The organism is Nocardia sp. NPDC024068 (assembly GCF_040638875.1).
GTDB lineage: Bacteria > Actinomycetota > Actinomycetes > Mycobacteriales > Mycobacteriaceae > Nocardia.
Genome location: NZ_JBEZYU010000056.1, coordinates 1 through 19,930, shown reverse-complemented (window position 1 = coordinate 19,930; position 19,930 = coordinate 1). Strand labels below are relative to the sequence as shown.

Below are 19,930 nucleotides of genomic sequence, written 5' to 3'. Positions count from 1 at the left end.
GGCTGCTCGCAACCTGGTCGCCGGTAAAACTGCCAAATCGGACAATACTCGGGGCGCCGAAGGTATGCGCGATTTTAGAGGGAAATTCTAGAATAATTTCTTTCGGCCCTGCATGACCATTGCCATAACCCCGCAACACATAGTGTTCACCCTATGGGAACGGCGCTGCTGTATGGGCTCGGTACGGCAATTCCATTGGTGATCGGCGCGGCCATAGGTTTGCGCACCACACTGCCCAGGCCATTGCTCGCGTCGCTGATGGCGTTCGGCGCGGGAACGATGATCGCCGCCGTAACCAACGAACTGTTCGAACCCGCCTTCGTCCAAGCGGGAGCGGCTACGGCGGGAGTTGCGCTGTTTTCGGGCGCGGCGGTGTACGTGGTGGCCAACCACCTGCTCGAGCGGCGGGCAGGTGCGGGTGCGGTTGGGTGGGCCCTGATGCTGGGTACCGTCCTCGACGGGGTCCCCGAGAACACCGCGCTCGGGGTATCGCTGGCGTCGGGTGGTGGGCTGGTGCTGGTGGTCGCCATCGCCGCGGGCAATGTGCCCGAGGCGATCGGTGGTTCCGCGCTGCTGCACCGGCAGCACGACGTCTCCACTGGTAGAGCGTTCACTCTATGGGTCCTCACCGGTGCGGTACTGGTCGTGGTGACCGTCGCGGGCCACGCGCTCTCGGATCATCTGACCACCACCTCGATCAGCGTCGTGCAGGCATTCGCGGGCGGTGCCACCATCGCGGTCCTCGCCGACTCCTTGATGCCCGAGGCGTACAAAGAGGGCGGGTGGTGGGTGGGAATGGCGACGGCGGTGGGCTTTCTCGTCGCGTTCCTGTTGGGCTGAGCCCGCCGGGATCGAGGTCGCGACCTGGATGGTCGTCGTGGCGCTGGTCGAATCGGCGGCGGTGGTCCGGTGGGGGCGGATCCGGGCGATGCGCTCGGCCGATCCACCGGCCGCGCTCCCGGCCCTGGTGACGCTGTTCACGGGCGGGACGGGTGGGTGGGTCCCGCCACGTCCGGAGAGTTAGGCTCGACAACGTGACTTCCCACTACGATGTCGTCGTTCTCGGTGCTGGTCCCGGCGGTTACGTCGCCGCGATCCGTGCCGCTCAACTCGGCCTGCGAACAGCGATCGTCGAGCAGAAATACTGGGGTGGCGTATGCCTGAACGTGGGCTGCATCCCGTCCAAGGCGCTGCTGCGCAACGCGGAGCTGGCGCATATCTTCACCAAGGAGGCCAAGACCTTCGGTATCACCGGTGAGGCGTCGTTCGATTTCGGCGCGGCGTTCGACCGGAGCCGGAAGGTCGCGGACGGCCGGGTCAAGGGCGTCCACTTCCTGATGAAGAAGAACAAGATCACCGAGTACGACGGGAAGGGCACGTTCACCGGCCCGAACGCGCTCTCGGTGGAACTGAGCAGTGGTGGCACCGAGTCGATCACCTTCGACAATGCCATCATCGCCACCGGTACCAACACCAAACTGCTGCCGGGGACCTCCCTGAGCCAGAACGTGGTGACCTACGAGGAGCAGATCCTCACCCGCGACCTGCCCGGTTCGATCCTGATCGTCGGCGCCGGCGCCATCGGTATGGAGTTCGGGTACGTGCTGCGCAACTACGGCGTGGACGTGCGGATCGTGGAATTCCTGGATCGGGCCCTGCCGAACGAGGACGCCGATGTCTCCAAGGAGATCACCAAGGCGTACAAGAAACTGGGCATCACCATCAGCACCGGTGCCGCGGTGCAGTCCATCGACGACGACGGCAGCAAGGTCACCGTCGCCATCAAGGACAACAAGTCCGGCCAGGTGGAGACGGTCACGGTCGACAAGGTGCTGCAGGCCGTCGGCTTCGCGCCCCGCGTCGAGGGATTCGGCCTGGAGAACACCGGGGTCGCGCTCACCGACCGCGGCGCCATCGCCATCGACGACTACATGCGCACCAATGTGGGCCATATCTACGCCATCGGCGATGTCACCGCGAAACTGCAGCTCGCGCATGTCGCCGAAGCGCAGGGCGTGGTCGCGGCCGAGACCATCGCCGGTGCCGAGACGCTGGCCCTCGGCGACTACCGCATGATGCCGCGCGCCACCTTCTGCCAGCCGCAGGTCGCCAGCTTCGGGCTCACCGAACAGCAGGCGCGCGACGAGGGTTACGACGTGAAGGTCGCGACCTTCCCGCTCACCGCCAACGGCAAGGCGCACGGCCTCGGCGACGCCACCGGCTTCGTGAAGCTCATCTCCGACAACACCCACGGTGAGCTGATCGGCGGCCATCTCATCGGCCACGATGTCTCCGAGCTGCTGCCGGAACTCACCCTGGCGCAGAAGTGGGACCTCACGGTCAATGAACTCACCCGCAATGTGCACACCCATCCGACGTTGAGTGAAGCGCTGCAGGAGGCCTTCCACGGCCTGGCCGGCCATATGATCAACTTCTGAGCGAATCCGCCGATACGATCGGTGACTCCCGACTCCGCGCCGGTACCCGGCGCGGAGTCGGCTGCATTCAGGGGTGTTCCGCGGTCCGGTTCGCGGCACCGTCGACATCCCGAGCCTCTCGCCGCTGAGGCCGCCGAGCTCGCTCGCCTGGCCGAAGTGTCCCGCCGCTGATTCCTTCGTCGCGCCACTCGGGCCCGACGGTCCGCGGGCCCGGAGGACGCCCTGTGCTCATCGGGCAGGCGGAGATCGGCCGGGTTATATTCCGGCGGTGTCTTCCTCTTCGGCGCCCAGCGGCGGCCGGTCATCGGCGCTCCGGTGGGTGCTCGCGACGCTCGTGAGCCTGTTCTTGCTGGTGGTGGCAGCGGCTGCGGTATTCGCGGATACCCAGATGGTGCGTACCGAGATCGTCGACGCCCGGACGCAGCCGCCCGGTGTCGACTATGACGGCGCGACCTATCACGCCGGACTGATACGGCGGGAGAGCTGGCTGCTGCACCGCCGGCTGCCGGATACGGTCCTGGTCGGGCGGGATCCGGGACTGGGCTACGGGCATCCCGTCACCTTCGAGATCCTCGGCAACCGCGACCCGCGGCTGGGAGCAGTGGATTGGCGATCGGACGGCGTCGCCTTCCGGTTCGATTCCGGGCACGAGATATTCCTGCCCGCCGCCGCGTTCATCGGCGGCCGGTAGGGCTACGGGGGTAGATATGGATTTGTCGAGGCTGTTCACGAAGATGTCCGCGCGGCAGTTCGCCGTATTCACCAGCCTCTATCCGCCGTTCCTGTTCGGCGGCGTCCGGGTGGTCCGGGTGGCCGACGACTGGACCAGCGTGACCGTCCGGTTGCGGGTGCGCGGCTGGAACCGCAATCACAACGGCGCCGCGTTCGGCGGCATGCTGTCGGCCATGACCGATCCGTTCTTCGGGCTGATGGCGCAATGGCAACTCGGAGAGGGCTACACCATCTGGAATACGCGGGTCGCGACCGAATTCCTGGCGCCCGGCCGCGGGGAGGTGCGGGCGACGATGCGGGTATCGCCGGACGAGGTGGAGCTGATCCGGAGCAACGTGGCCGAGACCGGAACCTCCCGGACCGTTCATCGCGTGGATCTGGTCGATCCGGACGGGCGGGTGGTCGCCAGACATGAGCAGGAGGTCTACGCGCGGGCGCGGTAACCGTCGGATGGAGGGTCCGCTGGGCGTCCCGATCAGAATTCGTCGCGGCGGATGCGCAGCGTGGTGATCGTCGCGGCCAGACCCTCGTACTGATTGACCAGCAGCACGATTTCGATGAGCCGGCGTTCGTCGTAGTGGGCCGCCAGCCGGGCCCAGGTGTCGTCGTCGATATCGCGGGTGAGCACCAGCTGATCTACGGCGGCGAGCAGGGCCCGGTGCGCGTCCGGCCAGCCGTCCGCCTCGGCCCCGGTCCGGATCCGGTCCAGGGTCTCGGGGGTGATGCCGGCTCGTTTTCCCAGGCGGATGTGATGATCCGTCTCGTATTCGCAGTCGCGCAGATGGGCGACTCGCAGGATCACCAGCTCGGTCTCGTAGCGACGCAGGCGTCCACCGGGCATGAGCATCCCGGAGAAGTGCAGCCAGCCGCGGAAGAGCCGGCCGGAGCGGCCGAGGGTGCTGAACACCTGTGCGTCCGGTGTGCCGGAGGCCTTGGAGAGCACCTGCCAGGCGGCCCAGTTGAGCGGGCCGAGCTCGCGCAGGCGGCCAGGGGTGATCCGTGGTCGCGACTCCGAAACCATCACTGTGCCCCTCTCGGGTGGAAGCTGCTGTCCCGGCCGCGGACTCCGGGGGAAGTGCGCGGCACTGCTGCGAACCTACCCGCCGATCGGCCGGTCGTGCGCGCGCTCCGGAGTCATGCGGCGGCCGCACCGTCGCGCTTCAGCAATTCGGAGACGGTGACGAACTGGTAACCGTCGGCCCGCAGCGCCCGCACTATCGGGACGATCGCCGCGCGGGACGCGGTCCCGCTCGCGAACATGGTGTGCAGCAGGATGATCGACCCGGGCCGGACCTGCCCTGTCGCCGCCGCGACCATCCCCTCGGCCGTATCCGCGGTCGCCTCGGGTTCGACGTCCCAGGTGACCGTCGTCCGATCGTGGTCGGACAGGTAGTCGGGCAGAGCCCACAGTTTCTTGCAGTACGGCGGGCGGAAGGTGATCTCGCCCCGGTATCCGGTGCGGCGGATCTCGGCATCGGTGCGTTCCACCTCGTCGGCGACCGTCTCCGGTGACACCAGCACCATGCGCCGATGGGTGTAGGTGTGGTTGCCGAGCTCGTGACCGGCTGCCGCGATCGCCCGCCCCAGTTCGGGCCGGGCCGCGAGGTCGCCGCCGTTGAGATAGAAGGTGGCGGGTACACCGGCCTCGGCCAGGAGTCCCAGTACCTCACCGCCGCGGTCGGCCGGGCCGTCGTCCAGGGTCAGGGCCACCACTTTCTCGCTTGTCTCGACCCGGTCGACCAACCGTCCCGCGAGCTGGTAGGTGCGTGAGTTCATCAGGAAATACCCGCCCACCACCAGTGCCATCAGCGCTACCAGGCCGAGAGCCGTTCCGATGATCCATCGCCGCACCCACGTTGTATAGCAGGCGTCGGAGGCTGATCCGCAGGCGCTGGAGGGTGTGCAGGCGCGCCGATCACCGGCGGGTCAGGCGGGACGGGCGTCGCGGCCGTTGTCACCGCCGGACTCCCCGCGGCGTTCGCGCTTACCGCGGGCGACTTCGGTGGCGAGGGCGTCGAGCGGCTGGGCGAACAATGCCATCGGGTCCAGCAGATCCGTCAGCCAATCCCGCGCGGCGGCGACGCCGGCGGGATCCAGCCCGTAGAACCGTTTACTGCCTTCCGGCCGCACCCGCACCAGCCCGGCCTCGCGGAGCGCGCGCAGATGTTGCGATACGGCGGGCTGGGAGATCGGCGTGTCCTGCCGCACCCCGTCCACCAGCCCGCCGGCCGTCTGTTCGCCCGCCGCGACCAGCTGCAGAATCCGGCGGCGGACGGGATCGCCCAGTGCCTCGAACACCTTCGCCGGAGGGATAGCGGGCATCAGGACGACGCGCCCTCCTCGGGGACCGTGGTGTAGAACGCCACGGTCGCCTCGGCCGCCGGTTGCGCCTCGGCCGGGTCGTCACCGTCGGCGACTGCGGCGTCCGCCCAGGCCGCGGCGGAGGTGCGGACGAACAGTAGTCCCTCCGGAGTGGCCGGGAATTCCAGGGCGATGGCCGGGTCGACGGCGGCGCCGGTATCCAGGTGCAGACCCAGGCCCATGAGCCCGAGGTCCCAGCCCACGCCGACCGCGCCGGGCCCGAACTGCTTCCACATATCGGGGTCGACCGGTGCTTCGTGCGTCAATTCCAGGGTGGTGCCCGCGGCGGCCGGCGCGAGACGAACCTCGAGCCAGGAGATCATGGGTCCCATTTCCCAGGTCACCGCGAAACGATCGGGCGGTTCGCATTCTTCGACCACACCGCCGGCGTTGCCCTCGAGCTGGTACTTGCCGCCCACGCGGAGCTCGCCGGTGACGGGCAGGAACCACCGGGGGAGCCGGTCGGCGTCGGTGAGCGCGTCCCAGAGATCGTCGCGATCGGTGGGGTAGGTGCGCCTGGCGATTGCGATCTTCGTCGGCATCCCCTGGCGTTCGCCGGTGCGGATCTCCCGTGAGACCAGTCCGGCCACACCTGCGGGATCGGCGAGCAAGTCCATGCTGTCCTCCTTGTATAAGTTTGAACTTATATTAACCAGTGCGGTTCGGCCGCGCCACCCGGTCCCTCGGTGCGGTGGCCAGGAGATAGGTGGCAGGCGAATTCCCGGCACCGGGGTTTTACCGAATCAGTGGAGTGGGTACCCGTAAGGCCCATTACCTCGGGTGAACCGCCGGGAGACGATATACAGTGATATTCAGGCGGAGGCGGGGCGGGAATCCGGAACAGCTCTCGGGGAATTCACGCAACCCCGCACCGGCGGTTCGGGTGCGGGCACTGTCGCATATCCACGCGAACGATGTAACACGGGCAGTGCTCACGCAGACGATGAGTACTGATCGGACAAGTGAAGAGCTGCAGCCCCAGATCGGCCACGCGCCGGTGACGCACTGAAGGAGCCTGACATGACGGGACCGGTCCCGCGCGTCGATTCGCACGACCAGATGAGTGCGATGGGTCTCTACCACCGGCGATCGGACCGCGGGGGGAACGCACTCGCGGCGCGAACCCACGAACCGCTCGCCGGCAGAGGCGAGTCCGGCCGATGACCGAGAACGAATCGGGTATCGGCCGCAAAGTCGCGTACTACCGCGCGCGAAAAGGTCTGTCCCAGCGAGATTTCGCGCCCTTGATCAAACGGTCCGAAGCCTGGGTCTCTCAGGTGGAGCGCGGCGTGCGCCCGGTGAAAGCGCTCGATGTGCTCGAGCGGATCGCCGAAGTCCTCGATATCCCGGTCTCCGAACTGGCGCCCACCGCGCGCACCGTGCGGGCCGAGCCGATTCCGGCGGACGCCGCGGCGCTGCGCCGGCTGCTCACCGCCAACCACGCGCTGGCGGCGATGGTCGCCGAGGGCGCACCCGAACCCGATTACGCGCTACTGGCCGAGCGTGTCGAATCCGTGTGGTCGTTCACCCGCCACGCACGCTACGCCGACCTGCTACCGGTACTCGAACCGTTGTTACCGGAACTGGAGGCGGCCGCGGTCCGGCCCACGTCGGGCCGGGCCGATGAACTGCTCGCGAGTACGTATCAGGCCTGGGCTGTGGCCCTGTCCGAATTACAGCAGTTCGATGCGGCCTGGGTGGCCGCGGAGCGCGCGATGAGCAAGGCGCAGCGCACCGGCGACCCGGTACTCCTCGCCTCGGCGGCATTTCGCCTCACCCTCATCTTCCAGCGCTCACAGCAGCTCGACCAGGCCGGGTACGCCGCCGAAACGGCCCGTGCGGCGCTCGAGCCGCTGGTCGATCAGGGCGACCCGCGGGCGCTGAGCGTGTACGGCGCGCTCACCCTCCAGGCGGCCGTCGTCGCCGCACGCGCCGAGGACGCCGAATCGGCGCACGATCTGCTCGTCCGGGCGCGCAAGGTGGCGACCGATCTCGGCCGGGACCGCGACGACTATCAGACCGGTTTCGGTCCCACCGCCGTCGATCTGCACGAAGTCTCCGTCGCCGTGGAACTGGGTGACGCGGGGACGGCGATCCGGCTCGCCGGGAAGGTCGACACCCGGCCCCTTTCGACGGCGAACCACTGCCGGCTTCTCGTCGATACCGCCCGCGCCTGGGCGCAGCGCCGCAGCCCGGAACGTGCACTCGGACTGCTGCTGGAGGCCGAGGATCTGGCCCCCGAACAGATAGGCCGGCATCGGACCGTGCGTGCCACCACATCCGATCTGCTCTACATGGATCAGGCGACGCCCGGGCTCACCGAATTCGCGCAGCGCGTCGGAATCGACCCCGAGCTGTTTCAGCCCCCGGCCAACCGGGCCGGGCTCCCGCGCAGCGGTTTGCGTGCCGCCCGGGGGCCCCGGACCATCTAGCGGCGGCCGCGGCTACTGCGTGGACCCGGCGACCGGCCAGAGCGCTTTCAGTTCCGGTGCGAGCTCCCCCGCCTGGCGCAATCCGGATTCGTAGGCCGGTGCCAGGGACGCGGTGGAGAACAGATCGGTACCGAATGCGGCGACGGCGGTATCGTCCGGGCCCACCGATATTTCACGTCCGGCCTTCAGTTCCCGGTCCGCGCGGGTGCGCGGGTACAGATGCGCCAGTGGTTCGAGAATGAGCACCACATCGAACCCGGTGGCGAGATCGGCGTTGATGGTGGAGCGGACCCCGCCGTCTATGTAGTGCTTGCCGCCGATCTTGATCGGCGGGTATACACCCGGGACCGAGGTGCTGGACGCCAGTGCCTGCACCAGGGTCGCGTCGCCGTCGCGGGTCCAGGCGGTCAGAGTCCCGGTGCCGATATCGACCGCGGTGACCAGCAGTTCCCGCTCGGGCCATTCGGCGAATCCGACGAGGGCGCCGATTCGCTCGATATGCGCCGCCGGGTCGCCGGTATCGCTGTCCAGCGCCAGTTCGCCCACCCGTTGCAGTACCAGTTCACGGTCTTGGCCGACGGCGCGCAGCAGCGAGGCGATCTCCAGCAGCGGACCGAAGTTGTGCCGCACGGGTTCCGCGGGTTCGGGGCGCGGCGTCAGCAGGATGGCGGGGTCGGCGCCCGCCGCGATGACCGAGCCGACGACGGCTCCGGCCGAGGTGCCGATGATGCGGTCGGCCAGCGTGAGATCCACACCGGCATCCCGTAAGCCGATCGCCAGACCGGCCAGCCAGCAGATACCGACCGGTCCACCGCCTCCCAGTACCAGTGCGACAGAGCGTTTTCCGGGCGGCGGAGCGTCAGACATGACAGCAGGTTAGCCAGCGCCGCGATTTTCCGCCCGGTCAGGGCCGCCGGGTTCCCGGTGACGGCCGCGGATTGCCGATTCGCCCGAGGAGTGGATGGTATGAGTGGTACGAAAGGGGGCGTGGGGTCATGATCGTCAGGGGGTCGGTGGTGGTATCGGGCGTAACGACACACGGCAGAGGTAGAGCGCGATGCTGGTGAAGGTCGACGATCGGGCGGAGCTTTCTCCGGCCGAGCGGGAGTTCGTGGAATGTCTGCGGCAGTTGCCGACGGCCGGGTTGGCCATTGTCGGCCTGAGAATCGGTACCCAGCGCGGCACCCGGCAGATCGGTGCGGTGATCTGGACTCCGCAGGGCATCCTCGTATGCGAGGTGATCGGGTTCCGGAGCCGGCAGAGTGGGATTCTGACGGTTCCCCCGGAACGTACGTGGCGGGTCGGCGACCACGACGCGGATCTGGCGCTGGAGTTCGGGACGAATCCGGTGCGGCAGGTGGAGAGCGCGGTCCAGGAGGTGGAGCTGACCTTCGAACGCGCCTCCTACGATCCCGGGCAGTTGTGCGGCGCGGTGGCGCTGATCCCGATGCGCGGCGCGACCCTGCGTCCGGGCCGGGAGACGCTGCGACCCGGCCTCGATGTGGTGGTGGGTAATGCCGCCGAATCCACCGAGCTGAGGATCTTCCTGGAAAACTTCGCGCCCGGCCCACCCCGGTGGACCCTGGGGCGGGTATGCGCGGCGACGCGGGCGCTCACCGGCTGGGCGCCCGAACGCGGTGAACTGATCGACGCGGGATTCGAGGACAAACTCCCGGAACCGCCCAGGAAACCGCGTGAGCGGCCGAGTTGGCGATATCCGGACTCGGCCCGCACCCACGATCTGATCGGCTGGGGTGTGCTGACCGTCGCGGTGCTCGGCATGCTCATCGTTCTGGTCGCGATCATCGGGTCGCTGCTCGACGACGGGCCGGCCGCCGAACCGGCGGCACCTCCCAGTACGACCGCCCCGGCGCCCCCGCCCCCGCCCGGGCCGGTGGAATGCTGGCCGTTGCAGCCGGACTGCTGAGCCGCTCGGGGACCGTCCGGGACAGATTTCTCCCCTCCGTTACGCCGTGGTGAGCGGGGGCGGGAAAGCTACGGTTGCGTACCCGCACGGCGTCCGGCACGCTGCAATTCGTACGATGTCAAAAAGCCTGAACCACGCGGTCGGCCCCGACCGCCAGGGAACCGACCAGGAGGACGATCGTGGGTCACTACCAGGCGAATCTGCGTGATATCGAATTCAATCTCTTCGAGGTGTTCGGGCTCGGCAAGTTGCTCGACTCCGGCGCCTACGGCGATCTCGATACCGATACCGCGCGGGAGATCCTCGCCGAGGTCAAGCGGCTGGCCGAGGGGCCGGTGGCGGAGTCCTTCGCCGACGCCGACCGCGAGCCGGTGGAATTCGTCCCGGACACACATTCCATCACTGTTCCGGAACCGCTGACCAAATCGATCCTCGCCATCCGGGACGCCGGCTGGAACCGGCTGGGCAAACCCGAGGAGATGGGCGGTATGCCTTCGCCCGCGGCGCTCAACTGGGCGGTGAGCGAAATGATCACCTGCGCCAATCCGGCCGCGGTGTTCTTCGATATGGGCGCCGTGATGGCGCAGGTGCTGTACGGGATCGGTGACGAACAGCAGCGGCATTGGGCCGCGGCCGGTTTCGAGCGGCACTGGCAGGGCACGATGGTGCTCACCGAACCCGACGCCGGGTCCGATGTCGGCGCGGGACGGGCCAAGGCCGTCGAGCAGCCCGACGGGACCTGGCATATCGAGGGCGTGAAGCGTTTCATCTCCGGTGCGGATGTGGGCGATACCGCCGAGAACGTGTTTCACCTGGTGCTGGCGCGGCCCGAGGGCGCGGGGCCGGGTACCAAGGGGCTGTCACTGTTCTACGTGCCGAAGTACCACTTCGATCCGCAGACGCTGGAACTGGGCGAACGCAACGGCGTGTATGTGACCGCCGTCGAGCACAAGATGGGCCTGAAATCCTCGCCCACCTGCGAACTCACCTTCGGTGGGGAGCGGCCGGCGGTCGGCTGGCTGGTCGGCGGTTCGCATAACGGCATCGCCCAGATGTTCAAGGTCATCGAGAACGCGCGCATGATGGTCGGCGTCAAATCGAGTGGCACGCTGTCGACCGGCTACCTGAATGCGCTCGCCTACGCCAAGGAGCGTGTGCAGGGTGCCGATCTCACCCAGATGAGCGACAAGAGCGCGCCCCGGGTCACCATCACCCACCACCCGGATGTGCGGCGCAGCCTGGCCACCCAGAAGGCGTACGCCGAGGGCCTGCGCGCGGTGTACCTGTACACCGCCGCCCATCAGAACGCCGATGTGGCGGAACTGGTTTCCGGCGCCGACGCCGAGACCGCCCACCGGGTCGACGATTTCCTCTTGCCGATCGTCAAGGGGGTCGGCTCCGAGCGGGCCTACCAGTACCTGACCGAATCCCTGCAGACCCTGGGCGGTTCCGGCTATCTGCAGGACTATCCGATCGAGCAGTACATCCGCGACGCCAAGATCGATTCCCTGTACGAGGGCACCACCGCGATCCAGGCGCAGGACTTCTTCTTCCGCAAGATCGTGCGGGACAAGGGAGCCGCGGCCGGCCATGTCTTCGGTGAGATCACCGCATTCCTGGACACCCCCAGCGGGCGGCTGGAAACCGAACGCGCACTGCTGCGTACCGCGCTCGCCGATGTGCAGGCGATGGCGGGTTCGCTGAGCGGTTACGCGATGGCGGCCCAGACCGACTCGTCCGAGTTGTACAAGATCGGACTGGGTTCGGTGCGATTCCTGCTGGCGGTGGGCGATCTGCTGATCGGCTGGCGGCTGCTGGTCCAGGCGGAGGTCGCCGCGGCCGCGCTGACCGCCGAGGCCGAGGAACGGGACCGGCCGTTCTACACCGGCAAGGTCGGAGTGGCGAGTTTCTTCGCCAAGAATGTCCTGCCGACGCTCACCGCGACCAAGAACATCATCGCCGCCCTCGATACCGAGCTCATGGATCTGCCGGAAGAGGCCTTCTGAACCGCAGGAAGTCCCACCACGGGTGACCCGAGCCCGGTACGGCCGCATCCGGCCGTGCCGGGCTCATTCCCGTACCGGGCCGTTCGGGCGAGCTGCGGGGGAGGCCTCGCCGAGGGCCGCGCCCAGGGCCCGCAGCGCGCCGATCGCGGCCACCAGGCTGTCCCGGTCGGCCTGATCCATCGCGTCGAGCGCGTCGAGGACCAGCCCGGTGCGCAGGGCCTGCATCTCGCGCGCGTAGGCGAGGGCTTTCGGTGTGGGCCGGATTCGGCTGCAGCGCCGGTCGCCGGGATCGCGTTCGCGTTCGATCAGCCCGTATTCGGCGAGTTGCCGCAGGGCGACACTCATATTGCTCGGTTGCATACCCGCCAAGGCCGCGAGTTCCCCCGGGGCGGCACCCGGATTGTGCACGATGAAGCGCAGCGCTTCGGACTGCGAATCGGTGAGCGCCTCGGCCCCGGCGGGACGAAGCGCGGCCCGCCGGACGGCACGGGCGATATCACGCAGGGCGGTGTCCAGGGCCCGGAGATCGGAGTCACGGCTCACGAATCTCATGATAACTTATGTATGCATAAATAAGTATCAGGACGGAGGGAACCCGGATGCCTATCGGGAACCGGCCCGGCGTATCGGGAATTCTGCTGGTGGTGCTGGCACTGCTCGCGGCCGCGGCGCCGTTCGCGGTCGATATGTACCTGCCCGCCTTCACGGATCTGGCCGCCGACCTGAGCACCAGCGCGGCCAGCGTGCAGCTCACCCTGACCGCGTTCCTGGTCGGGCTGGCGCTGGGACAGCTCCTCATCGGCCCGCTCTCGGACCGATTCGGGCGGCGCCGGCCGCTGGTCCTGGCCACGGCGGTCACCGTGCTGGTAACCGTGGCCTGTGCGCTGGCACCCAGTATCTGGCTGCTCATCGCGATGCGATTCGTCCAGGGCCTGACCGCGTCCGCGGGTCTGGTGATCGGCCGCGCGGTCGGCGCGGACCGTACCGAGGGCGCGGCCACGGCCCGCATCTTCACGCTGTTCTCGGCCATCGGCGGTATCGCCCCGGTGGTGGCGCCGCTGCTGGGCGGGGTCCTGGTATCGGCCGGCTGGCGAGCGGAATTCTGGGCCCTGAGCGGAATCTTCCTGTTCATGTTCCTGGGGGCGCTGCTGGTGGTGCCGGAATCCCTGCCCCCGGAGAACCGGCATACCACCGGGGTCGCGGGGACGATCCGGGGAATCGCGCGGGTCGCCGCCGATCGCGGCTATCTCGGCTATATCTTCGCGTTCGCGCTCGGATTCGCCGGAATGATGGCCTATATCTCGGCTTCACCGTTCGTCGTGGAGAACGTGCTCGGCCTGTCCAACCGGAGCTACACGATCGTGTTCGCCTCGAACGCCGCGGGCATGGTGCTGGCCGGGCTGGTGGTATCCCGTCTGGTCGGCAGGTTCGGTCCGGAGCCCATCCTGCGGATCGGGCAACGCGTCATCCTGGCGGCCGGGCTCGTACTCCTGGCTCTGCTCGTGGCCGGCGCCCCTGCGGCGGCCGTGCTCGCGGCGCTGTTCGTGCTGGTGGCCTGCACACCCACGGTGATGGGTACCGCCAGTGCCCTGGCGATCGGCCGGGCCCGGAAGTCCGCGGGAACCGCCTCCGCGCTGATGGGCGCGTTGCAGTTCACCCTGGGCGCGCTGGTGTCGCCGCTGGTCGGGATGGGTGGTTCGGATACCGGGGTGCCGATGGCGGTGGTGATCGTGGTCTGCGCCTGCCTGGGGATGGCGGCCCGGTGGATCGCCGGCCGGACGGCGGCCCCCACCGCCGCGCCGCGGGAGCCGGCCGAACTGCGGCCCGCCGGGTCGTCGCCACGCCCGTAACCGGCGGATCGCCGCAGGCCGGCGATACTTTTCAGCAATCATTCAGCGTCCGCCGGAAAGTGCCGGGGCGGCGCGGCGCACAATGCAGGGTGTGACGGTAGAGCTGCTGATCCTTCTGGTCGTCATTGTCACGGCGCTGGCCTTCGACTTCACCAACGGTTTCCACGACACGGCCAACGCCATGGCGACCTCGATCGCTACCGGCGCGCTACGCCCCAGAGTCGCGGTCGCGCTATCCGCCGTCCTGAACCTGATCGGCGCGTTCCTGTCGGTGGCCGTCGCGGCCACTGTCGCGGAGGGGATCGTGCGGCTCGACGATGTCTCCGGGCATGCGCTGCTGATCATCGTCTACGCCGGACTGGTCGGCGGAATCCTGTGGAATCTGCTGACCTGGTTGTTCGGTCTGCCGTCGAGTTCGTCGCACGCGCTGTTCGGTGGTCTGATCGGGGCCACGCTGGCCTCGCTCGGCTGGAGCGGGGTCATCTGGTTCTCCGACGACGGCGGCGTGGTGAGCAAGATCATCCTGCCCGCGCTGCTGGCGCCGATCGTGGCCGGTCTCGTCTCCATGATCGGTACCTGGTCGGTGTACCGGATCACCCGGGGCTCGGCCGCGGACAAGGTCACCACCGGTTTCCGCTGGGGTCAGGTCGGTTCGGCGTCACTGGTATCGCTGGCCCACGGCACCAACGACGCGCAGAAGACGATGGGCGTCATCTTCCTGGCCCTGGTCGCCTACGGCGAGATCTCCCCGGACGCCACCATGCCGCTGTGGGTGATGGCCTCCTGTGCGTTCGCCATCGCGGCCGGGACCTACCTGGGCGGCTGGCGGATCATCCGCACCCTGGGCAAGAAATTGGTCGATATCGATTCGCCGCAGGGACTGGCGGCCGAATCGTCCTCGGCGGCGATCATCCTCACGTCGGCGCATTTCGGCCTGCCGCTGTCCACCACGCAGACCGTGACCGGCGCGATCCTGGGTACCGGCCTGGGCAAGGGCGCCGAGGTGCGCTGGGGCGTCATGGGCCGGATGGCGGTGGCCTGGATGCTGACCCTTCCCGCCGCCGGCATAGTCGGCGCGGTGTGCTGGGCGCTGGCACACTATATCGGTGGGCTGGCCGGCGTTCTGGTCGTATTCGCGCTGCTCATCGCCCTGGCGATCGTGATCTACCGGCGCTCGCTGCGGGACAAGGTGTCCAGCGGCAATGTCAACGATCCCCCCGCGGCCCCCGCGTCGCCGGTGGCCCAGGATTCGCCGGTCGTCGAGTCCACACGCGAGGAGGCATGATGAGCACCTTTTTGGCCGATCTGCGGTCTCTGGGTGAAGTACTGCTGGCGGCGCTGGTCCTGGGAGCCGGGCTGCCGGCCGTCTTCGCGCTGGGCGTGCGGTGGTGGTCGGTCGCGGAGCGGCCGGGCCCCGACGGTTCGGTACGGCACAATTTCGCCGCGTGGACGGGGGCGGTGATCTGCCTGGCCGTCGTCCTGGCGGTGGTCGTTGCCGGTGTGCTGTTCGTGGCCAAGGCGTTCCTCGCCGACCGGTTCGGAATCCACATTCTCGGGCAGGCCTGAGGTGACCGCCGGGAGCGGGCTACCGCCCGAACGGTCGGGGTTGCTGGCGCGGATCGTCGAATGGTTGCGGGCCGGATATCCCAAAGGGGTGCCGCAGTCGGACTACGTGGCACTGTTCGCCGTGCTGCACCGCGATCTGACCGACTACGAGGTGCTGCTGGTCGCCGAGGAAGTGGTACGCGACAGCGACGGCCGGGAAATCACCCACGACGAGGTGGAGGCGGCCGTGGGCCGGGTGGCCCGCGAGAAGGCGGGCGCCGAGGACATTGCCAGGGTGGCCTCGCATCTGGCCGCGGGCGGGTGGCCGCTGGCCTCGCCACTGGAGGAGATATCCCGGCCCGCCGAGGACAGCTGATGCTGCCGCAGGTACTGCGTTCGGTGATCGATTGGCTCCGCCGCGGCTACCCCGACGGAGTTCCGGAATCGGATTACATTCCGCTGGTCGCACTGCTGCGCCGGCGGCTGACCGATGAGGAGGTCCGGCAGCTCGCGAAGGAGGTGCCGGTCTCGGCGGACCGGCCGCTCACCACCACCGATATCGAGGTCATGATCACCAAGGTCACCGACGAGATGCCCTCGGAGCAGGATCTGCGGCGGGTGCTCTCGCACCTGGACCCACCCGGCTGGCCCTCCGAATCCCCCGGATAGACCACAATATGTAATTCTTGCTAACCCGCGTCTCGCAGCGTGCGAACATTGCCTAAGCTGGACGCATGGCCAAGACATACGTCGGCGCCCGGCTCCGGCAACTGCGTACCGAACGCGGACTGAGCCAGGTGGCGCTGGCCCAGCAGCTGGAGATTTCGGCCAGTTACCTCAACCAGATCGAGCACGATGTCCGGCCGCTGACGGTGCCGGTACTGCTCCGGATCAGCGAAGTGTTCGGAGTCGAGGCGACCTTCTTCTCCCCGCAGGACGACACCCGGCTCATCGCCGAACTACAAGAAGTGGTGATGGATCAGGAGCTGGGAATCGAGGCCGACGCCCGGGAGATCGCGGAGATGGTGTCGGCCCACCCGAGCATGGCGCGGGCCCTGGTCAACATGCACAATCGCTACCGCAACACCAGCGCCCAGCTGGCCGCGGCCACCGAGGACCGCTTCTCCGACGGTTCCGGCAGCGCCACCATCAGCAAACCGCACGAGGAAGTACGCGACTACTTCTATCAGCGGCAGAACTATATTCACGAACTCGATACCGCGGCCGAGGAACTGGCCAATCGCATTCGCCTCCACAACGGTGACGCGCACAGCGAGATTCCGAAGGTGCTGCGCACGCACGGCGTGCGGATTCTGGAACGTATCGATCTCGGCGAGGGTGTCCTGCACCGCTACGACCCGGCTCAGCAGGTGCTCGAAATCGCCCCGCACCTCTCCGGCGGGCAACGATTGTTCAAACTGGCCGCCGAACTGGCCTACTTCGAATGCGGGCCGTTACTCGACAAGCTCGTGGATGAAGGCAACTTCTCCGGCCCGGACGCGCGCAAACTGGCCATGCTCGGGCTGGCGAACTATTTCGCCGCCGCGACCGTACTGCCCTACACCTACTTCCACGAGGTGGCGGAATCCTTCCGCTACGACATCGAACGATTATCGGCGTTCTTCGCGCAGAGCTACGAAACCATCTGCCACCGGCTCTCCACCCTGCAACGCCCGGAACTGCGCGGAGTGCCGTTCTCGTTCGTCCGGGTGGATCGCGCCGGCAATATGTCGAAACGGCAGTCCGCCACCGGATTCCATTTCTCCTCCAGCGGAGGCACCTGCCCGCTGTGGAATGTGTACGAAACCTTCGCCTACCCGGGCAAGATCATGACCCAGATCGCGCAGATGCCCGACGGCCGCAAATATCTGTGGGTGGCCCGGACGGTCGAACGCCGCGCCACCCGATTCGGGCAGCCGAGCAAAACCTTCGCCATCGGACTGGGCTGCGAGATCCGGCACGCCGCCCGGGTGGTCTATGCCGACGGTATCGACCTACGCGAGGCCAACGCGACCCCGATCGGCGCGGGGTGCCGGGTATGCGACCGCACCAACTGCCCGCAGCGCGCATTCCCGCCGCTGGGTAAAACCCTCGATATCAGCGAACACCGCAGCTCGGTATCGCCGTACGTGCTGAAATAGCGGCCACGGCGCCGGCCGGTCTACGACTCCGGCAGCGTGTGCTCGACGACCCCCTCGAGCTCGGTGACCACCACCGTCGGCGCCAGATGTCCGCGCAACCGCCGATCGATCTCCCCGGCGACCGGAATCACCACCGAGGCGGCCGCCGTAGCGACCGCGTCCACCAGGATCGCCGGCCAATCGGGTGTTTCGCTGGTGGCCAGCGCGGCGATCACCGCGGCGGCAACCGGATCGCCCGCCCCCGTGGGATTACCGATCAGTGGTTCGGGGAGATGCGCGTTCCACGTGCCCTGCGGAGTGACCGCCACCATCCCCTCGGCCCCGCGGGTGACGAGCACCGCGCCCACACCCCGGTCCACCAGCGTCCGGGCGGTGGTGGCCAGCGCCTCCAGGCTTTCGGCCTTGCCGTGGGTGAGCGCGGCGAACTCGCCGATACCGGGTAGCAGCACCACTCCCGGTACGCGCGAGGCCATCCGCAGGGCGGGCCCGTCCAGATCACAGACCGTGGGCACCCCCGCGTCCAGCGCACTGTGCGCGATGCGGGCGGGTAGGCCGGGATCGATCCCCTCGGGTAGCGATCCGGCGATCACCAGACCGGAGATATGCGGCAGCATGCCCGACACCCTGACCTCGAGCTGCTCGGAGGCGTGCGGATTCGAGATCCGGGCCCCCGGTTCCCGCAGGGCGGTCGCGGTGCCGGTCTCGGATTCACTGATCACCACCGTGCGCCGCACCCACGGCAGCGCGTGCACGAAATCCACCGGCATCTCCGCTTCGGCGGCCGCCGCGAAGGCGTGATCGGCGAATCCGGTCGCCCGGGCATACCGTCCGAGCTGGTTGAGCACGCGGGTCACATTGATGCCCTTGCCACCCAGCCGCTGCTCGACCGAACGCACCCGATGGGTCTGCCCGGGAAAGAAATTTTCCACGCGGTAGGTCACGTCGTAGGCGGGATTCATTGTCACGGTGAGGATCACGAGAACCACTGTCCACGAGAGCGGGCGCCGCGCAAACGCGGTCGGCCGGAGTGGGAAGCCGGAAAAGGTCGCCGGTCGCGCCGGGCCCGACACAGGTCACGGGTGTTCAGATCGCCGCCTCCGCGGGGAACCGCACGGTGATCCGGCCGAGCCGCCCGTTCCGGGCGGCCACCATCTCCGCCGCCACCGCCAGCGCGATCTCGGTGGCGCCGGCGGCGCCGATATCCATACCGGCCGGGGAATGCAGCCGCGCCAGCATGGTGTCGTCGAAACCCCCGTCACGCAGATCACCGAGGCGGCGGGCACTGGTGATCGCCGACCCCACGGCGCCGATATAGCCGACCTCGGGTAGTCGCAGCGCGACCGTGAGCAGCGGAATCTCGAACTGCGGATCGTGACTTGCCAGCACGATGCCGGTGGACGAATCGACCTCCCCATCCGACACCAGCACATTCAGATAGCGGTGCGGCCAATCGCAGACGACTTCGGCACCGGGAAAGGATTCGGGAATCGCGAAAGCGGGTCGCGGATCGCAGATGGCCACGCGATAGCCGAGCAGCTGCGCCTGGGCCGACAACGCGGCCGCCACACTGTTGGCGCCGAAGATGATCAGCAGCGGGGGCGGGGCGAACGACGCCACGAAGATATCCGATTGCGGAAGTGAGACCAGTTCGGTCGCATGACGTTTATCGGTGATCAGATGTTGCCCGATCATTCCTGGCTCCGGATTCCAGACCACCGTGAATAGAGTGACGCGCCGATGCTCGGCGATTTCGGCGGCGATTGTCGGGAATTCCGGGAAATGGCCGCGCGAGAAGGGCTCGGTGAACACGTCGATAACGCCGCCCTCGCCGCCGCCGGGGTCGGGCACGGTGAGCCGGTGCAGCGCCCGCTGGCCGGTCCGCGCCGACTGCAGAGTGGCCTCGTAGATGGTGTCCTCGATACCGGTGGCCGCCATCGACCCGTAAATCATTCCATCGGGGTCCACCAGCATCGACGTACCCACGGGAATGTCCACCCGGCCACCCGTGCGCACGATGGTGGCCAGCCCGCCGGTCCGGCCCGAACGCCATACCTCCAGCAGGTCGTCGACGATGTCGCGCATCAACAGCTCCGATCCCACCGTGCGTCGGAGGGCAGGCGCTCACCATCGGCACCTGTCACCGATGACCGCGCACGTGACGGCCACCCTAGCGCTGTTCCGTGTGAAATTGGCACGCCCGCGAAAATCTTATCGGGCGGGTACATGAATGGTTGGCCAAGTTCTGTGGCCGGGCACTGCGCCTTTCTGGGCATATTGTGAAATTTTGCGGGTTCATCCCCGTTTCTCGCTCCCCGCAGCCGGGAAGGTGAAGAGACGCGGAAGGTGAAGGGGCGTGCGGGGTCTGAGGGGGTGGGCGGAACGTGCGGGGCAGTGGTCCGTGTTTTTGGCGCGCTGGCGCGCGCGGGGGTTCGGCCCCCTGGGCGTCGCCTGTCAGCACTCGAGACTCGTGGCTTCGCCACCTCGCTTCGAGTGCTGAC

The 19,930-nt window shown here is 68.0% G+C and carries 21 protein-coding genes and 2 pseudogenes; 15 read left to right on the top strand and 8 right to left on the bottom strand.

Annotated features, from left to right (window positions below):
* The first annotated feature begins 153 nt into the window (after positions 1 to 153).
* The 5 genes from AB0F41_RS26910 (at position 154) to AB0F41_RS26890 (ending at position 3,613) form a co-directional block, all read left to right on the top strand.
* Complete coding sequence (locus AB0F41_RS26910) at positions 154 to 840, top strand: ZIP family metal transporter (RefSeq protein ID WP_357428499.1); 687 nt, start codon at positions 154 to 156, stop codon at positions 838 to 840.
* 28 nt (positions 841 to 868) lie between these two features.
* Positions 869 to 1,024, top strand: a complete 156-nt coding sequence (locus AB0F41_RS26905; RefSeq protein WP_357428497.1) for a hypothetical protein — start codon at positions 869 to 871, stop codon at positions 1,022 to 1,024.
* 10 nt (positions 1,025 to 1,034) lie between these two features.
* Positions 1,035 to 2,438 carry a dihydrolipoyl dehydrogenase gene (gene lpdA, locus AB0F41_RS26900; RefSeq protein WP_357428495.1) on the top strand — a complete coding sequence of 468 codons (1,404 nt, stop codon included), beginning with the start codon at positions 1,035 to 1,037 and terminating at the stop codon, positions 2,436 to 2,438.
* Between the two features lie 268 nt (positions 2,439 to 2,706).
* Positions 2,707 to 3,129 carry a hypothetical protein gene (locus tag AB0F41_RS26895; protein WP_357428493.1) on the top strand — a complete coding sequence of 141 codons (423 nt, stop codon included), beginning with the start codon at positions 2,707 to 2,709 and terminating at the stop codon, positions 3,127 to 3,129.
* Between the two features lie 16 nt (positions 3,130 to 3,145).
* A complete protein-coding gene (locus tag AB0F41_RS26890) occupies positions 3,146 to 3,613 on the top strand; it encodes a DUF4442 domain-containing protein (RefSeq protein WP_357428491.1) in 468 nt (155 codons plus the stop codon).
* Between the two features lie 32 nt (positions 3,614 to 3,645).
* Here the strand turns inward: AB0F41_RS26890 and AB0F41_RS26885 are convergent, their stop codons facing one another.
* From AB0F41_RS26885 to AB0F41_RS26870, 4 genes are all read right to left on the bottom strand, one after another.
* Positions 3,646 to 4,191 (bottom strand): carboxymuconolactone decarboxylase family protein, encoded by a 546-nt coding sequence (locus tag AB0F41_RS26885; protein ID WP_357428489.1) that lies wholly within the window; start codon positions 4,189 to 4,191, stop codon positions 3,646 to 3,648.
* Between the two features lie 113 nt (positions 4,192 to 4,304).
* Entirely contained in the window at positions 4,305 to 5,021 is a 717-nt protein-coding gene (locus AB0F41_RS26880) for a polysaccharide deacetylase family protein (protein ID WP_357428487.1), read from the bottom strand.
* 75 nt (positions 5,022 to 5,096) lie between these two features.
* Positions 5,097 to 5,492 carry a metalloregulator ArsR/SmtB family transcription factor gene (locus AB0F41_RS26875; RefSeq protein ID WP_357428485.1) on the bottom strand — a complete coding sequence of 132 codons (396 nt, stop codon included), beginning with the start codon at positions 5,490 to 5,492 and terminating at the stop codon, positions 5,097 to 5,099.
* Entirely contained in the window at positions 5,492 to 6,148 is a 657-nt protein-coding gene (locus tag AB0F41_RS26870; protein ID WP_357428483.1) for an SRPBCC family protein, read from the bottom strand. Before AB0F41_RS26870 ends, AB0F41_RS26875 begins: the two co-directional genes overlap by 1 nt.
* Before the next feature lie 543 nt (positions 6,149 to 6,691).
* Here AB0F41_RS26870 and AB0F41_RS26865 point away from each other — a divergent pair.
* Positions 6,692 to 6,883: pseudogene (locus tag AB0F41_RS26865) on the top strand (helix-turn-helix transcriptional regulator); the annotation flags it as partial.
* A gap of 1,015 nt (positions 6,884 to 7,898) precedes the next feature.
* Positions 7,899 to 8,006 (top strand): annotated as a pseudogene (locus AB0F41_RS26860) (IS5/IS1182 family transposase); the annotation flags it as partial.
* On the opposite strand, the gene AB0F41_RS26855 reads toward AB0F41_RS26860, so the two are convergent.
* Entirely contained in the window at positions 7,976 to 8,830 is an 855-nt protein-coding gene (locus AB0F41_RS26855; RefSeq protein WP_357428481.1) for a patatin-like phospholipase family protein, read from the bottom strand. The pseudogene AB0F41_RS26860 and the gene AB0F41_RS26855 overlap by 31 nt on opposite strands.
* 190 nt (positions 8,831 to 9,020) lie before the next feature.
* Here AB0F41_RS26855 and AB0F41_RS26850 point away from each other — a divergent pair, with 190 nt between their 5' ends.
* Positions 9,021 to 9,890, top strand: coding sequence for a nuclease-related domain-containing protein (locus AB0F41_RS26850; RefSeq protein WP_357428479.1), 870 nt, complete (start codon positions 9,021 to 9,023; stop codon positions 9,888 to 9,890).
* 179 nt (positions 9,891 to 10,069) lie between these two features.
* Positions 10,070 to 11,896, top strand: coding sequence for an acyl-CoA dehydrogenase (locus AB0F41_RS26845; protein WP_357428477.1), 1,827 nt, complete (start codon positions 10,070 to 10,072; stop codon positions 11,894 to 11,896).
* A gap of 63 nt (positions 11,897 to 11,959) precedes the next feature.
* Here AB0F41_RS26845 and AB0F41_RS26840 read toward each other — a convergent pair whose 3' ends face one another.
* Positions 11,960 to 12,439, bottom strand: a complete 480-nt coding sequence (locus AB0F41_RS26840; protein ID WP_357428475.1) for a MarR family transcriptional regulator — start codon at positions 12,437 to 12,439, stop codon at positions 11,960 to 11,962.
* Positions 12,440 to 12,495: 56 nt separating this feature from the next.
* Here AB0F41_RS26840 and AB0F41_RS26835 point away from each other — a divergent pair, with 56 nt between their 5' ends.
* The 6 genes from AB0F41_RS26835 to ramB all read left to right on the top strand — a co-directional run bounded on the left by AB0F41_RS26835 (position 12,496) and on the right by ramB (position 17,432).
* Positions 12,496 to 13,746 (top strand): multidrug effflux MFS transporter, encoded by a 1,251-nt coding sequence (locus AB0F41_RS26835; RefSeq protein WP_357428473.1) that lies wholly within the window; start codon positions 12,496 to 12,498, stop codon positions 13,744 to 13,746.
* A gap of 91 nt (positions 13,747 to 13,837) precedes the next feature.
* On the top strand, positions 13,838 to 15,031 hold the full coding sequence (locus tag AB0F41_RS26830) for an inorganic phosphate transporter (protein ID WP_357428471.1): 1,194 nt from the start codon (positions 13,838 to 13,840) through the stop codon (positions 15,029 to 15,031).
* A complete protein-coding gene (locus AB0F41_RS26825; RefSeq protein ID WP_357428469.1) occupies positions 15,031 to 15,312 on the top strand; it encodes a hypothetical protein in 282 nt (93 codons plus the stop codon). Before AB0F41_RS26830 ends, AB0F41_RS26825 begins: the two co-directional genes overlap by 1 nt.
* A gap of 1 nt (position 15,313) precedes the next feature.
* Complete coding sequence (locus AB0F41_RS26820; RefSeq protein WP_357428467.1) at positions 15,314 to 15,667, top strand: DUF3349 domain-containing protein; 354 nt, start codon at positions 15,314 to 15,316, stop codon at positions 15,665 to 15,667.
* A complete protein-coding gene (locus AB0F41_RS26815) occupies positions 15,664 to 15,960 on the top strand; it encodes a DUF3349 domain-containing protein (RefSeq protein WP_357428529.1) in 297 nt (98 codons plus the stop codon). The genes AB0F41_RS26820 and AB0F41_RS26815 overlap by 4 nt, the downstream gene beginning before the upstream one ends.
* A gap of 65 nt (positions 15,961 to 16,025) precedes the next feature.
* Positions 16,026 to 17,432, top strand: coding sequence for an acetate metabolism transcriptional regulator RamB (gene ramB / locus AB0F41_RS26810; RefSeq protein WP_357428465.1), 1,407 nt, complete (start codon positions 16,026 to 16,028; stop codon positions 17,430 to 17,432).
* A gap of 20 nt (positions 17,433 to 17,452) precedes the next feature.
* Here ramB and AB0F41_RS26805 read toward each other — a convergent pair whose 3' ends face one another.
* The gene (locus tag AB0F41_RS26805; RefSeq protein ID WP_357428464.1) at positions 17,453 to 18,409 is read right to left on the bottom strand and encodes a hexose kinase; all 957 of its coding nucleotides are present in this window, start codon (positions 18,407 to 18,409) and stop codon (positions 17,453 to 17,455) included.
* 106 nt (positions 18,410 to 18,515) lie between these two features.
* Positions 18,516 to 19,514: an XdhC family protein gene (locus tag AB0F41_RS26800; protein WP_357428462.1), complete on the bottom strand. Its 999-nt coding sequence runs from the start codon at positions 19,512 to 19,514 to the stop codon at positions 18,516 to 18,518.
* Positions 19,515 to 19,930: the final 416 nt, after the last annotated feature.